Source organism: Neobacillus cucumis (genome assembly GCF_023715505.1).
This window is the reverse complement of sequence record NZ_JAMBOH010000001.1, coordinates 145079-157824: the sequence shown is the minus strand read 5'-3', so window position 1 is coordinate 157824 and position 12746 is coordinate 145079. Positions and strand designations below refer to the sequence as shown.

Below are 12746 nucleotides of genomic sequence, written 5' to 3'. Positions count from 1 at the left end.
TTTATTTATTATGGTGTCTAAACATAATTTTTACAATGATTCGGATATCCAATAAATTTAGAAAATTTACAGATATTAAATTATTGGACGGCAATTACGTTTATGAAGTCAATAAGAGTGAAGGACTCTATATAGAAGAAGCCCTTCAATTGCTTTCAGAATATGAGGGCACCTTGGTAGAGCAGGAACAGATCGATATTGAGTATAAATTCTTTTTCGGTGACTTAGTTCAAGTAAGTGGCTATGGCGCTGATTTATTTAAGGTAGTCGGTTTTAGAACGGAAATTTGGCGTTACAAAGAAGATGCTTGGGAAGATGTTATTTACGAACTATCTCGGGTTAGTGATGGAGAATGGCTTGAAGCCGGCGAAGAGGAATTAACCTTAGTCGCTGATGCCGAGAATGCTGATACCTTCATCCAAAAGCTTGGTCTCCTATACTTAGTCAATAAGCAAGAAAAAACTGAAAAAACTCCTAAGGTTCAAGGGATGGTCCGAAAGGCTGAATTTGAGGAAATAGAACGAAAAAAAGAAAAAAAGGAATTAATCGATAACTTATTGGACATATTTAATGATTACCGGATTTTATATGAAATGTTTCAAGATCAAGAATACTATCAAGTGATGCGGGTAATTCTTAGGAAATTAGAAAGCCTGGTAAACAATGATGGCAAAAGCCATGTGTAACTACCATCTTGAAATCTCAAACAATAAATAAAGAACAAAGGGAATGCCGGCCCATTTTATTAAAGAAAACATGGTGTTAGTCAACTTCTCAAATAGTTGGAGGGTGTACCCATCCTCCTTGTTTACATCTTCAATAAATGCCTCTAACTTCAATTTGAAATTTGACATTCTATCACCTCATCAACTTCTTTTTTTTCATCTTATGCTTGTCCACTCAAAAAAAGACATAAATTGATAGGAACTTTATAAAGATGGGAACATGGAAATGACTTTCAAAAGTAACTAGCATGAAAAGGCCATGTACATCATACATTCTCTAAAAAGGGGGCGATGCTATGAGAGAAATCGAAGTGTTTATTGATACAGAAGAAATTGCCGAATTTTTCTTTCATGAGCTGGTGAAGCGGGGTTACGTTCCTAGCGAAGAAGAATTAGAAGAACTCGCAGATATAACCTTCGAATATCTGATTGAAAAGAGTATTATTGATGAAGAAGTAGAGGATGACTAACTGCCTAATTAAAAGAGTCCTCCTCGTTAATGATAGATATGGCAAAAGACGAGCATGATAGCTCGCTTTTTGTTTGTAATCAACATGTATCCTAACTCCTATGAGCTTTGGAATATTTTTTTTTGTTTTTTAACGAAACCTTTATTTGTTTGCCTCGTATATATGATTACGAACCTAAGGAGGGGTTTTTATGTTAAAGAAAATCCTTAAATCTCTTATAAGCGGAAAATTAAACAATCATCACAAATACTCATCTTCTAGTGATGCGTGGAAGAAAATGAATCACCATAAACACAGTCATTATGGACACCATCATTACAAAAAAAAGCATAAAAGCGGCAGTTTTTTGTCTAGTTTTTTTAGCAGCTAAAAAGGGGTTTAAATGTTTAAAAGGACTGTTTTGTTCTTTTCTAATTTGTTTGAAAGACCATTACCATCTGACAAAACTATTGCCGGTGAATTTAGAATAATCAAACATCTTGGTATGGGCAGCTATGGGCACAGTTATTTAGTTAAGGATCTCTCTACCCAGCAAAATAAGGTATTAAAAGCATTAAGGATTCATAAAAGAATCACAAAATCAGGCAGAGAAGGCTTTGAACTGGAGAAGGAATTATTAAAATCCATTCATCATCCGGGATTCCCTCAGTATTTCGAAGAGGGAACCTATAATAAAATTCCTTTTTATACCATGGAATACATTGATGGGAAAAATTTTGAACAGCTTATCTTTTCTGAGGGCTTCACACTATCTGAGCAAGGTGCTTTTAAAATAGCTAATGAATTACTGACCTTAATCGAATATTTGCATGGCAGAGATATTATCCATCGGGATATTCGGATTCCGAATGTCATCTTTGATGGGGCGAAGGTCAGGCTAATTGACTTAGGGTTAGGGAGATATTTACGCCAGAAAAAAGAGGGTATAACAGGAACAAAAGGATTAAATTTACAAAAAGGAATTAATTTTCAGGCTGACTTTTATGGACTCGGCCATTTCCTATTGTTTCTGTTGTATTCCAACTGTTCTTTTGATCAGCACGAAAAGGAAAAAAGCTGGGAAGAAGAATTAGAAATTTCATCCTGGGCAAAACACATTATTAGAAGACTTTTACAGATTGAGCCTGCATATGAAGACTGCTCACAACTCAGAGTAGATATAGAAAAGCTACGTCCCTAGGAGGAGAAAAAATGTCATTTTTTAACAAAGTATTTGCCAGTGTGGGAATTGGATCTGCTGAGGTGGACACAAAGCTTGAAAAGGATACGTACATGCCGGGAGAAACAGTTCAAGGTGTGGTGGCAATTAAAGGAGGGAAGATTGATCAGCAGATTGATGAAATATATCTTGCTTTAAGCACAACCTACTTAAGAGAGTCAGATGACAGGAAATACTCTGTAACAGCAACCATTGACCGGTTCCGGTTAACAACCCCGTTCACGATTCGGGCCAATGAGAAAAGGGATATCCCTTTCTCCTTTCAGCTGCCATATGACACACCGCTTTCGATTGGTCGTTCAAAAGTATGGGTGACTACTGGGCTGGATATTAAGGGGGCAGTCGACCCTAGTGATCAAGACTACTTAAAAGTGGTCCCTAATCCACTAATGTCTGCTGTATTTAATGCAATAGACCAGTTGGGGTTTAGAATCCGTGAGGCAGATTGTGAGGAAGCTCCGCGCCGATTACGCGGCCGTTTACCGTTTGTTCAGGAATTTGAATTTGTTCCAACTTCTGGATTATTCCGCGGTAGATTAGATGAATTAGAAGTAGTATTCTTTCCAGCTGGAAATGGTTCTCTTGATATTATTTTCCAAGTTGATAGACGTGCCCGAGGATTATCAGGTTTATTCTCTGAGGCGTTAGGAACGGATGAGAGCAATGTAAGATTAACGGTTACAAATGAGGATATCCCATTCTTACAGCAAAAAATTCAAAACGTTATCCAAAAGTATTCGTAGTGGAATTAGGACAATAGGGTCATTTTAACCCTATTGTTTTTTGCTGAAAAATGAAAATAGACAAAATAATTGAAGTTTTAATGGAGGAATCGACACTTGTTATCGCCAATTATTAGAATAGATAATAAATAATTGGAGGGATAAGATGATCAAAATGTTAACGAAAAAGGCATGTAACTCATATGATGTGACAATCTTTCAAACTCCAAGGTACCGTGAACGCAGAGGATATAAAGAGGTGTATCGGACCACTATTCCTGCCAGCAGCCGCAAGCAGTGCTTACATGAAACGTTTAGCCGCTTTAATGTGACCGATAGAATTCCGGCTAATTATAGGGGGAGATTTATGTCGACAGGTGATATTATTTTAATTGATGAAGGACGCGGCGGTCAATATTATTATCAATTAAAATCAGGTGGATGGGACCTAGTCAATCGAATCAATATTCGTTAATAATGCTTAAAACCTAAGGACGGACCTTAGGTTTATTTTTATTAGTAGGAAGTAAATACATTAATTTTTACGGTCTTCTGCACTATATTCCTTTGCGTGTGCATCATGTTCTGCCACAATGGCTTCAGGTGGGATGTGATTATTCTTTTTTTTCCCACGGATACGTGCTCGGTGTTTTTTACCCATTATTACCCCTCCTTTAACCTAATAATAGTTTTCCACAATTTCAAAAAATCATGTCTTCGTTTTCAATAAAAAACGATTATCAAGAAGCAGCGTAAAACCCCTATCTTTAGCTATTGGGATATAAGCCTTTTTTGTTTATTTTTTACAATGAAATCAAGTGATATCACTATACTTTTTTGTATAATGTGTTATAATCAAAATAAAAATAGAACATTTGTTCTCGTTAATAAGGAGGTGAATACCCTGTATAATTCCTATAAAATTTAAATTCATCCTGAACATGAGATATTTGATTACTGCGATTCGCTATGTTTTATAGCGAAAAATTTGTACAACATGACAAATTACTATATTCGTCAGGTTTACACGTCATTTAGAAAAGAAATAAGAAATGAAAATCAACTTCAAGTGTTAATGGATATTGACCCTTTTTTGCCCCATATGAATGAATTTCGCATAAAAAGCTATGTGAAAGAAAGAGAAAAACCAAAGAAAGTAGAAAAAGAAGGAAAAATAATTGAACCAAGATTTAAACTCTTCGAAAGGCCAATCCAAGAGAAATCCTTCATTGGATATGCCTTTGTAGAAGCGTTATTTAAGGTTATGAAACAGATGGATTATACCTTAATGCCCTCTCAGTCCAATCAACAAACGATGAAAAAAGTATATGATGATTGGAAAAGCTATTTTGAAGCACTAAAAAATATAAAATTAATTCCGAAAGCGTTTCTGGAAAACCGAAGATTCTAAAAATACAAACGAAAGAATGCGCCGCACAACATGCTATTTGACGAATCAAATTACTGTAATAAAAGATGGAAATCTATTAAAATTACCAGGAACCCATCTGTAATTAAACCTGGGGAAAATCGCTCAATCTAAAGGGAAATTACAACAGGTTCGGATTGTCCCCTCCTATGGTCTCTATGTAATAGAGATTGTTTTTAAAGGAGTACTAGAAAAAGAAATCAAAAGAACGGATAAACAAAAAAGTGAATTTGTATTGACGCCAAGACGGGTAATGGGTATTGATTTAGGAGTCGATAACCTGGCAACTACCGTCGATAACACTGGGTTTAAGCAGCTGCTTATCAAGGGCACAGGGCTAAAATCATCCATCAATACTATAACAAATTAAGAGCTAAATACATGTGCATTATAAGAAATGGGATAGGTCCAAAAGAAGGGATATGTACTACTAACCGGTTGATTTCCTTGGATCGAAAACGAAAAAGGAATAATCGCGTCATGGATTTTTTACATAAAGCAAGCTCAAAAGTGGTGGAGTTTGCCCTTAGAAAGAACCACCGATTCCATCATCATTGGAAGAATTACTGGTTGGAAATCGGAAGTAAAAATCAAAAGGTCTGATAAGCACACCTTCATCCAATTTCCGTATACGACATTCATAGAAATGATTCGATACAAGGCCGAACGTTAAGGTATTCAGGTCATCGACCCTGAAGAACTATACCAGTAAGTCTAGCTTTTTGGACAATGACCCAATCCCAACTTACGGTGACGAAAATGATCCTAATTTTAACGGGTATCGGAGTTGTATGGTTTCTTACAAGATAAAAGGATCGAAAGTGGTCATTCATGCAGATGTAAATGGCGCCTTTAATATTGACCGAAAACATGTAAAGGGTGCATTTGATGGACTTGAAAGAAAGCAGTTTCTTCAATCCCCAATGAAAATCATTATAATGAAAAAAACACATGCAAAGCTGAAGGCCTCTGCCTGATGTAATAGCGGGACTGGTGGTAGCCCACGTAAAGACAATGCGGCTTATAAAGCCTATTCTTTCGAAACCCCGAACTTTAGTTATGGGGATACTCATAGTGCCTATGGTACAAACTTATTACTGTACTTACTATTTTTGGGAGGTTTATTTATGAGTGTACATATTGAGGCAAAAGAGAATGAGATTGCTGAAACAGTATTACTTCCTGGGGATCCACTTCGGGCAAAATATATAGCGGAAACATTTTTAGAAGATGCCAAATGTTACAACGAAGTTCGGAATATGTTTGGCTACACCGGAACATATAAAGGAAAAAGGATTTCTGTCCAAGGTACTGGGATGGGTGTTCCTTCTATCTCAATTTATGTTAATGAATTAATGCAAAGTTACAATGTTCAAAACCTTATTCGGGTCGGTACTTGTGGTGCGATTCAAAAGGATGTAAAAGTTAGAGATGTCATTTTGGCCATGACAAGCTCAACCGACTCCAATATTAATCGTCTAACCTTTGGTCATGTCGATTTTGCTCCGACAGCAAATTTTGACTTGCTAAGAAAGGCTTATGATGCAGGGGTTGCAAAAGGTCTTAATTTAAAAGTAGGGAATATTTTTACTGCTGATTCATTTTATAATGATAATGCTGATCTTGAGAAATGGGCTAGATATCAAATCCTTGCAATTGAGATGGAAACAACGGCACTTTATACATTAGCCGCAAAGTTTAATCGCAGGGCTCTTTCCGTTCTTACTGTTAGTGACCATATCTTAACAGGTGAAGAGACAACAGCAGAAGAAAGACAATTAACCTTTAATGATATGATTGAAGTAGCATTAGAAGCTGCGACTAAAGAATAATGTTTTTAGGATGCCTTTTCCAATCTGGAAGAGGTTTTTTCTTTTTTGTAAAAAGGAACTCCACTGTAAAATGAAGAATTTAATTATAGTACCAATTAATACAGTAAGGAAAATTGTTATTAAAAGTTGGTATATAAGTTGTTAAATCAAATACGACACAAAGGTCGAATATACATTGTGTTATATAGGGTCCAGGGGTATAGTATGAATGAGGTGAACGAAATGAAAGAGCAGCTCAAATTAGATATAACTGGTATGACCTGTGCAGCATGTTCCACAAGAATAGAAAAAGTCCTAAAAAAAATGGACGGTGTTGATGCCACTGTCAATTTAACGTTGGAAAGTGCAATCATTACCTATGAAAAAAACAAAGTAACTAGCGATGATATTATCACTAAAATTGAGAATCTCGGCTATGGTGTACGCTTTGAGAAAACTGAGTTTGATATATATGGGATGACCTGTGCGGCATGTTCAACAAGAATAGAAAAAGTTTTAAACAAAATAGACGGTATTAAACACGCAACCGTAAATTTAGCCGCTGAATCAGCAAGTGTTGAATATAACCCGGGGGAGGTTACGATTCAGGGAATAAAGGATAAAATTAATAAGCTTGGTTATGAAGCGAAGGAGAAAGGGCAAAGGGAATCAAAGCAACAGCATAAAGAGGAGGAAATTAAACAGAAGAAACAAAAGTTCCTCCTATCCGTGATATTAACAATTCCACTTTTATATACGATGCTGGCGCATATTCCCGTTGACCTGAGCCTGCCAGTACCGCATCTTTTAATGGGTCCATGGTTTCAATTCCTTTTAGCCACACCGATTCAGTTCTATATTGGAGGTTCGTTTTACATCGCTGCCTACAAGGCACTTAAAAACAAAAGTGCAAACATGGATGTTCTTGTCGCATTGGGAACATCTGCAGCCTATTTCTATAGTTTTGCAGAAGGCATAAAGACCATCCGAAACCCTTTTTATATGCCGCATCTTTATTTTGAAACGAGTGCGGTTCTTATTACGTTAATTCTGCTTGGAAAGTTATTGGAAACAATGGCAAAAGGGAGGACAACTGTTGCTTTATCAAAACTGCTAAACCTTCAGGCAAAAGAAGCCACAGTGATTAGAGACGGAAAAGAACAGCAAATTCCAATCGATGATGTGAAGGTAGCCGATTGCATAGTTGTGAGGCCTGGTGAGAAAATTCCAGTTGATGGGCAAGTGATTCAAGGGCAATCTTCAGTGGATGAGTCGATGATTACGGGGGAATCCATCCCGGTAGAGAAATCGATTGGTGACACACTAATTGGTTCGACTATTAATAAAAATGGAACGCTGACTATGACCGCAACAAAGGTTGGAAAAGATACTGCACTTGCAGGAATTATTAGAATTGTGGAGGAGGCACAGGGTAGTAAAGCACCCATTCAACGGCTAGCGGATACGATATCTAGTTATTTTGTCCCTGTAGTAGTTGCTGTATCAATCTTAACGTTTATGATTTGGTTTCTACTTGTTAATCCGAACGATTTCCCTTCTGCCCTTGAAACCGCGATTGCTGTTCTCGTTATTGCTTGTCCTTGTTCACTTGGACTTGCTACCCCGACCTCGATTATGGTGGGAACAGGGAAAGCGGCTGAAATGGGGATTTTTTTTAAGGGGGGGGAATACCTTGAGACCACCCATAAAATTAATGCCATCGTTTTTGATAAAACAGGTACGATTACGAAAGGACAACCTGTTGTAACTGATTTTATTGCCTATCAGGATGAGAAAAGGGTCCTCCAGTATCTTGTTTCAGCTGAAAAGTCATCTGAACATCCTCTTGCCGAAGCGATCGTTAAATATGGAATGCAAAAACGGTCAAGCACCTTACCGGTAAAACGTTTTAAAGGGATACCAGGATATGGAATTGAAGCGAAAATTGGAAATGATGAGGTTTATGTCGGGACACGTAAACTTATGAATTTAAAAAGCATTTCATACCAGGACTTGGAAAGCGATTTTCTTCGTTTTGAAACAGAAGGAAAAACGGCCATGTATATTGCCATAAATGATACGATCATGGGAATGGTGGCAGTAGCGGACACAGTAAAAGAAACAGCTGCGCAAGCAGTGCAGCAATTATCAGAATTAGATATCAAGGTATATATGCTGACTGGTGATAATGAACGGACAGCTAAGGCCATTGCAAATCAGGTTGGAATCCAAAACGTCATTGCCGAAGTTCTCCCAGAAGAAAAAGCTACACATGTAAAGGACCTGCAGTCTAAAGGGTTAAAGGTAGCGATGGTGGGTGATGGGATCAATGATGCCCCTGCCCTAGCCGTGGCCGATATTGGCATTGCCATAGGTACCGGGACGGATGTGGCCATTGAAGCAGCTGATATCACCATTCTTGGTGGAGAACTTACATTGGTCCCGAAAGCCATCTCTTTAAGTAAAAAAACCATGCAAAATATCCGGCAAAATCTCTTTTGGGCACTCATTTATAATTCTGGAGGGATTCCGATTGCTGCATTTGGGCTGCTAGCCCCTTGGGTAGCAGGGGCTGCAATGGCCTTTAGTTCAGTTTCTGTGGTATCTAACTCACTACGGTTGAAGAGAGTAAAAATATAGAAACGGTACTTACCAATGGGTAGTGCCGTTTTTCTTTGGATAAAATAAAGGAAAATGTAATTCTTATTATATTCATTAGCTTTTCTTTGTTAATATTATATAAAAGATGTTATTCTAATCACTAAGGGTTTACTTTTAAAATCGCTTCAAAAAATGTGAGATTAACCCGTGAGATATTTTTATGGTGAATGAAAGTGGTGAAGGCTTTGGATGAAAAAAATGGAGAACAACTGAAGGTTGAGGAGGAAAGAGCAGAACAAGAGCAAGTGATTGAAAATAAATCAGGTTACATACGCTTGAAAAAGTTTCATTTTATTATGCTGCTATTTTTCCTTGTTTTCTTATCGGCTGGGATTACAACCTTCGCTCTAGCGTTTGGAAAAGAAAAAGTGGTAACAGTTACGCCGGACAGAACAGGATTTAATAAGCTTTATGAAGCATTTGATACCTTAAAAAATGGCTACTATAAGGATGTCAATCAGCAGAAACTGATTAATGGTGCGATTGACGGGATGGTCAAATCATTAGACGACCCTTATTCAGATTATATGAGTGATGACGAAGCGAAAAGCTTTCATAACAGCATATCCTCTTCATTTGAAGGGATTGGTGCCGAAATCCAAGAGAAGGACGGGCACATCGTCATCGTTTCTCCTATTAAAGGGTCTCCTGCTGAAAAATCAGGTTTAAAGCCAAATGATATGGTCATCTCCGTAAATGGAAAAAGTCTTCAAGGGATGAATTCGACTGAAGCTGTCACCTTGATAAGAGGTAAAAAAGGAACAAAGGTGACATTGTCTATTCAACGGCCAGGAATGGCTGCACCAATGACCGTACCGATTGTTCGTGACACGATTCCAATTGAAACCGTTTATGGGGAAATGGTCGATGATCGAGTCGCAAAGGTTCAAATAACTAGTTTTTCAAGCAATACATCTAAAGAATTGGTAACTACTTTAACTGATCTCCAGAAAAAAGGAATGAAAGGTCTTGTTCTAGACTTGCGCCAGAATCCAGGGGGATTATTGGACCAAGCGGTGAGCATTACAAGTATGTTTGTCCCTAAAGGAAAAATTATTGTCAAGGAAGAGGACCGAAACGGAAAAATTAAGGAAATTGCTTCACAAAATGAAGGAAATCCTGATCTACCTCTTGTTGTCTTAATTGATAGCGGCAGTGCAAGTGCTTCTGAAATATTTGCTGCAGCTGTAAAAGAATCTGCAGGTGTACCACTTGTTGGTGAAAAGTCCTTTGGAAAAGGAACGGTTCAAACCGCAGCTGATTTTGAAGATGGTTCAAATCTAAAATATACCATTGCTAAATGGTTAACACCAAACGGTAACTGGATTCACAAGAAGGGAATTGTACCGGATGTTCAAGTGGCGCTCCCCGATTATGCCACTTTACCGATAATTAACCCAGATAAAGAACTGGCAATCTCCACTTCATCGACAGAGGTACAAACTGCCCAGAAAATGTTGAAGGCAGTTGGATATGATCCGGGCAGGGAAGATGGATTCTTTGACGATAAGACAAAACAAGCAGTCATCAAATTCCAAACAGCTCAGGAGCTGCCTGCTAATGGAGTATTAAAGGGTGACTCTACCTTAAAGCTTATGGATGTATTACGTGAGAAAATTAAAAACAGCGATACCCAATTACAAAAAGCAGTAGAGATACTAAAAGGTCGAATGGAATAACATTTTAACCCGATTCCTACAGGAGTCGGGTTAAACTTTATTACAGAAGGGAAAGAACTATGAAAAAGACAGAGGTATACATATTGTCAGGATTTTTAGGAAGCGGGAAGACTACACTATTAAAACGTTTCCTAGCCGACGAGCGCAGCTGCGGGAGAAAAGTAGCAGTCTTGATGAATGAGCTTGGTCAAGTCTCAATTGACTCTAATGAGGTTGAAGAAGATGTTTTGTTAAGTGAGTTATTAGGAGGATGTATATGCTGTTCTATTCAGGACAAGCTTGAAGCCCAGCTTCATGGACTATTGATGAAGGAAAAGCCGGAAGTGATGTATATTGAGACAACGGGCGCGGCCCATCCAGTGGAAGTATTAGACTCCATTCTTTCACCTCTGTTTGCAGATCAATTATTGATAAAAGGGATTATTACGACAGTAGATGGAACTAGGTGGAAAAACAGAAATGAGTTAAGCCCCCAGCTGCAGCAATTGATTCTTGAACAAGTAAGGAATGCGGACTTTATCCTGATTAACAAAATTGATGAACTAAAAGAAAATGAGCAGGCTCAGCTGATTTTTGAGATGCAAGGGTTAAATCCAAGAGCACAATGTTTACTAACCAGCTACTCAATGGTTCCGATGGACCGGCTAAGAAATTTATCTATGAATGTAGAAAAGGAATCAAGTCACATTCACTTAAACTTATCTACCTACGTTTACCAGTTTCATAAACCAATCAGCGATACCAGTTTTGAAAAATTTTTAAAGAAATTACCAGATACCATATATCGGATAAAAGGATATATAAAGTTTCACTATTCGGAACTTCCCCTTCTTTTCCAATATGCCTATGGGATGCCGCTGTACATGAAGGAATATATGAACATGCGCTTGAATCTTGTATTTATCGGTGAACATGTGGATTGGGGGATTATTGAACAACAGCTTGTCTTACTTGAAAGTGAGACAGAGACAGTTTAGCTTGTTTAAAAATGAGGGATGAATGAATGATAAATTCCACTTCAGGTAACTCTTTTAATGTAGCAAAAAACCATTAAAGGAGGAGCACAAAATGAAGAAGGCAGTTTGTTGTTTTTTATTAGTTATTCAAATCCTCCTAAATGGATATGGAGTCCATGCGGCAAATGAGATTAAGGACAATGGAGAAATTACGGATTGGAACAAGGTTAATGATTTATTACCGAAATATTCGAAATTCACTGTCCAAGATATGGAAACAGGGAAAAAGTTTAAGGTACAAAGGCGAGCCGGAAGTCACCATGCGGATGTACAGCCGCTCACCGTGAAAGATACAAAAATTATGAAAAAAATCTATGGAGGAAAGTGGAGCTGGAAACGCCGCGCTATTTATGTTATTCATAAAAAACAGCGGATCGCGGCATCCATGCACGGAATGCCTCACGGAGCTGGGGCATTGCATAATAATTTTCCTGGACATTTTTGCATTCATTTCTACGGCAGCACAACGCATCGAACCAATTCAATGGACTTGTCACATATGCTTATGATATATAAGGCTTCAGGCAAATTAAATGAATACCTGGCAAATGCAGACCCTTATCAGGTCATAAATGCCTATATTGCTGGTTTCAAACAGCAGGATTCTGTCATTGTCTCGAAGATCTCACTGCAAAAAGTAAAATGGAACCCAATACTCGATAAAGTTGAAAATGTCAGGATCACACGATTAGAGATTCTACCGCCAGAAGACCTCACACAAGAAATAAGTTTAGATGTACCTGCTGAAATCGATTGGTATATTAAAGAGGTCGGCAGGCAAAAGTTTCGAGGACAGATCCATTTAATTAGGTTTTCTCCTGCAGATGTTTGGAGAGTCGATTCCAAACCATTTATAAAAGAAAATAACTTTAATTAACAAAAACACCTTTAGAATGTCTAAAGGTGTTTTTAAATGAGATAAGTATCAAAGTTTTTGATTTTGAAAATTGTCTTGCGCCAGGCGCCTTCGGCTCGAGATGACAATCCAATCCGTCCAAAAGGTTAAAAAGCAAT

General features: G+C 37.8%; 17 protein-coding genes. 15 read left to right on the top strand and 2 right to left on the bottom strand.

The window, feature by feature from the left end; genetic code table 11:
• Positions 1-35 precede the first annotated feature (35 nt).
• Positions 36-686 carry a hypothetical protein gene (locus M3226_RS00835; protein ID WP_374110526.1) on the top strand — a complete coding sequence of 217 codons (651 nt, stop codon included), beginning with the start codon at positions 36-38 and terminating at the stop codon, positions 684-686.
• Here M3226_RS00835 and M3226_RS00830 read toward each other — a convergent pair whose 3' ends face one another.
• Entirely contained in the window at positions 687-854 is a 168-nt protein-coding gene (locus M3226_RS00830) for a hypothetical protein (RefSeq protein WP_176541152.1), read from the bottom strand. It abuts the gene before it with no gap.
• Between the two features lie 167 nt (positions 855-1021).
• On the opposite strand from M3226_RS00830, the gene M3226_RS00825 reads away from it, so the two are divergent.
• The 5 genes from M3226_RS00825 (at position 1022) to M3226_RS00805 (ending at position 3611) form a co-directional block, all read left to right on the top strand.
• On the top strand, positions 1022-1195 hold the full coding sequence (locus M3226_RS00825; protein ID WP_098529412.1) for a YozD family protein: 174 nt from the start codon (positions 1022-1024) through the stop codon (positions 1193-1195).
• A 190-nt stretch (positions 1196-1385) separates the two neighbouring features.
• Positions 1386-1565 (top strand): hypothetical protein, encoded by a 180-nt coding sequence (locus M3226_RS00820; protein WP_251561708.1) that lies wholly within the window; start codon positions 1386-1388, stop codon positions 1563-1565.
• Between the two features lie 12 nt (positions 1566-1577).
• Positions 1578-2375, top strand: coding sequence for a serine/threonine protein kinase (locus M3226_RS00815; protein ID WP_251561706.1), 798 nt, complete (start codon positions 1578-1580; stop codon positions 2373-2375).
• Between the two features lie 11 nt (positions 2376-2386).
• Positions 2387-3157 carry a sporulation protein gene (locus tag M3226_RS00810; RefSeq protein WP_251561704.1) on the top strand — a complete coding sequence of 257 codons (771 nt, stop codon included), beginning with the start codon at positions 2387-2389 and terminating at the stop codon, positions 3155-3157.
• Positions 3158-3302: 145 nt separating this feature from the next.
• On the top strand, positions 3303-3611 hold the full coding sequence (locus tag M3226_RS00805; protein ID WP_251561701.1) for a YodL domain-containing protein: 309 nt from the start codon (positions 3303-3305) through the stop codon (positions 3609-3611).
• 60 nt (positions 3612-3671) lie between these two features.
• On the opposite strand, the gene M3226_RS32140 is transcribed toward M3226_RS00805, so the two are convergent.
• Entirely contained in the window at positions 3672-3797 is a 126-nt protein-coding gene (locus M3226_RS32140; protein ID WP_285857676.1) for a hypothetical protein, read from the bottom strand.
• Between the two features lie 336 nt (positions 3798-4133).
• On the opposite strand from M3226_RS32140, the gene M3226_RS00800 reads away from it, so the two are divergent.
• The 9 genes from M3226_RS00800 (at position 4134) to M3226_RS00765 (ending at position 12609) form a co-directional block, all read left to right on the top strand.
• Positions 4134-4547 (top strand): hypothetical protein, encoded by a 414-nt coding sequence (locus M3226_RS00800; RefSeq protein ID WP_251561699.1) that lies wholly within the window; start codon positions 4134-4136, stop codon positions 4545-4547.
• A gap of 253 nt (positions 4548-4800) precedes the next feature.
• Positions 4801-4935 carry a hypothetical protein gene (locus tag M3226_RS32135; RefSeq protein WP_285857675.1) on the top strand — a complete coding sequence of 45 codons (135 nt, stop codon included), beginning with the start codon at positions 4801-4803 and terminating at the stop codon, positions 4933-4935.
• Between the two features lie 11 nt (positions 4936-4946).
• Positions 4947-5168, top strand: a complete 222-nt coding sequence (locus M3226_RS00795; RefSeq protein ID WP_251561698.1) for a hypothetical protein — start codon at positions 4947-4949, stop codon at positions 5166-5168.
• 119 nt (positions 5169-5287) lie between these two features.
• The gene (locus M3226_RS00790) at positions 5288-5542 is read left to right on the top strand and encodes a hypothetical protein (protein WP_251561696.1); all 255 of its coding nucleotides are present in this window, start codon (positions 5288-5290) and stop codon (positions 5540-5542) included.
• A 150-nt stretch (positions 5543-5692) separates the two neighbouring features.
• Positions 5693-6397 carry a purine-nucleoside phosphorylase gene (gene deoD / locus M3226_RS00785; RefSeq protein WP_251561694.1) on the top strand — a complete coding sequence of 235 codons (705 nt, stop codon included), beginning with the start codon at positions 5693-5695 and terminating at the stop codon, positions 6395-6397.
• Positions 6398-6619: 222 nt separating this feature from the next.
• The gene (locus M3226_RS00780; RefSeq protein ID WP_285857697.1) at positions 6620-9016 is read left to right on the top strand and encodes a heavy metal translocating P-type ATPase; all 2397 of its coding nucleotides are present in this window, start codon (positions 6620-6622) and stop codon (positions 9014-9016) included.
• A gap of 188 nt (positions 9017-9204) precedes the next feature.
• Positions 9205-10716 (top strand): S41 family peptidase, encoded by a 1512-nt coding sequence (locus tag M3226_RS00775; RefSeq protein ID WP_285857674.1) that lies wholly within the window; start codon positions 9205-9207, stop codon positions 10714-10716.
• Between the two features lie 59 nt (positions 10717-10775).
• A complete protein-coding gene (locus tag M3226_RS00770) occupies positions 10776-11693 on the top strand; it encodes a CobW family GTP-binding protein (protein WP_251561692.1) in 918 nt (305 codons plus the stop codon).
• 91 nt (positions 11694-11784) lie between these two features.
• Positions 11785-12609: a hypothetical protein gene (locus M3226_RS00765; RefSeq protein WP_251561691.1), complete on the top strand. Its 825-nt coding sequence runs from the start codon at positions 11785-11787 to the stop codon at positions 12607-12609.
• Positions 12610-12746: the final 137 nt, after the last annotated feature.

What these genes read in the sequence shown, in the direction of transcription:
- M3226_RS00835 (WP_374110526.1), top strand. Translation starts at nt 36, where the DNA reads ATGATTCGGATATCCAATAAATTTAGAAAATTTACAGATATTAAATTA.
- M3226_RS00830 (WP_176541152.1), bottom strand. Translation starts at nt 854, where the DNA reads ATGTCAAATTTCAAATTGAAGTTAGAGGCATTTATTGAAGATGTAAAC.
- M3226_RS00825 (WP_098529412.1), top strand. Translation starts at nt 1,022, where the DNA reads ATGAGAGAAATCGAAGTGTTTATTGATACAGAAGAAATTGCCGAATTT.
- M3226_RS00820 (WP_251561708.1), top strand. Translation starts at nt 1,386, where the DNA reads ATGTTAAAGAAAATCCTTAAATCTCTTATAAGCGGAAAATTAAACAAT.
- M3226_RS00815 (WP_251561706.1), top strand. Translation starts at nt 1,578, where the DNA reads ATGTTTAAAAGGACTGTTTTGTTCTTTTCTAATTTGTTTGAAAGACCA.
- M3226_RS00810 (WP_251561704.1), top strand. Translation starts at nt 2,387, where the DNA reads ATGTCATTTTTTAACAAAGTATTTGCCAGTGTGGGAATTGGATCTGCT.
- M3226_RS00805 (WP_251561701.1), top strand. Translation starts at nt 3,303, where the DNA reads ATGATCAAAATGTTAACGAAAAAGGCATGTAACTCATATGATGTGACA.
- M3226_RS32140 (WP_285857676.1), bottom strand. Translation starts at nt 3,797, where the DNA reads ATGGGTAAAAAACACCGAGCACGTATCCGTGGGAAAAAAAAGAATAAT.
- M3226_RS00800 (WP_251561699.1), top strand. Translation starts at nt 4,134, where the DNA reads ATGACAAATTACTATATTCGTCAGGTTTACACGTCATTTAGAAAAGAA.
- M3226_RS00795 (WP_251561698.1), top strand. Translation starts at nt 4,947, where the DNA reads ATGTGCATTATAAGAAATGGGATAGGTCCAAAAGAAGGGATATGTACT.
- deoD (WP_251561694.1), top strand. Translation starts at nt 5,693, where the DNA reads ATGAGTGTACATATTGAGGCAAAAGAGAATGAGATTGCTGAAACAGTA.
- M3226_RS00780 (WP_285857697.1), top strand. Translation starts at nt 6,620, where the DNA reads ATGAAAGAGCAGCTCAAATTAGATATAACTGGTATGACCTGTGCAGCA.
- M3226_RS00775 (WP_285857674.1), top strand. Translation starts at nt 9,205, where the DNA reads ATGAAAGTGGTGAAGGCTTTGGATGAAAAAAATGGAGAACAACTGAAG.
- M3226_RS00770 (WP_251561692.1), top strand. Translation starts at nt 10,776, where the DNA reads ATGAAAAAGACAGAGGTATACATATTGTCAGGATTTTTAGGAAGCGGG.
- M3226_RS00765 (WP_251561691.1), top strand. Translation starts at nt 11,785, where the DNA reads ATGAAGAAGGCAGTTTGTTGTTTTTTATTAGTTATTCAAATCCTCCTA.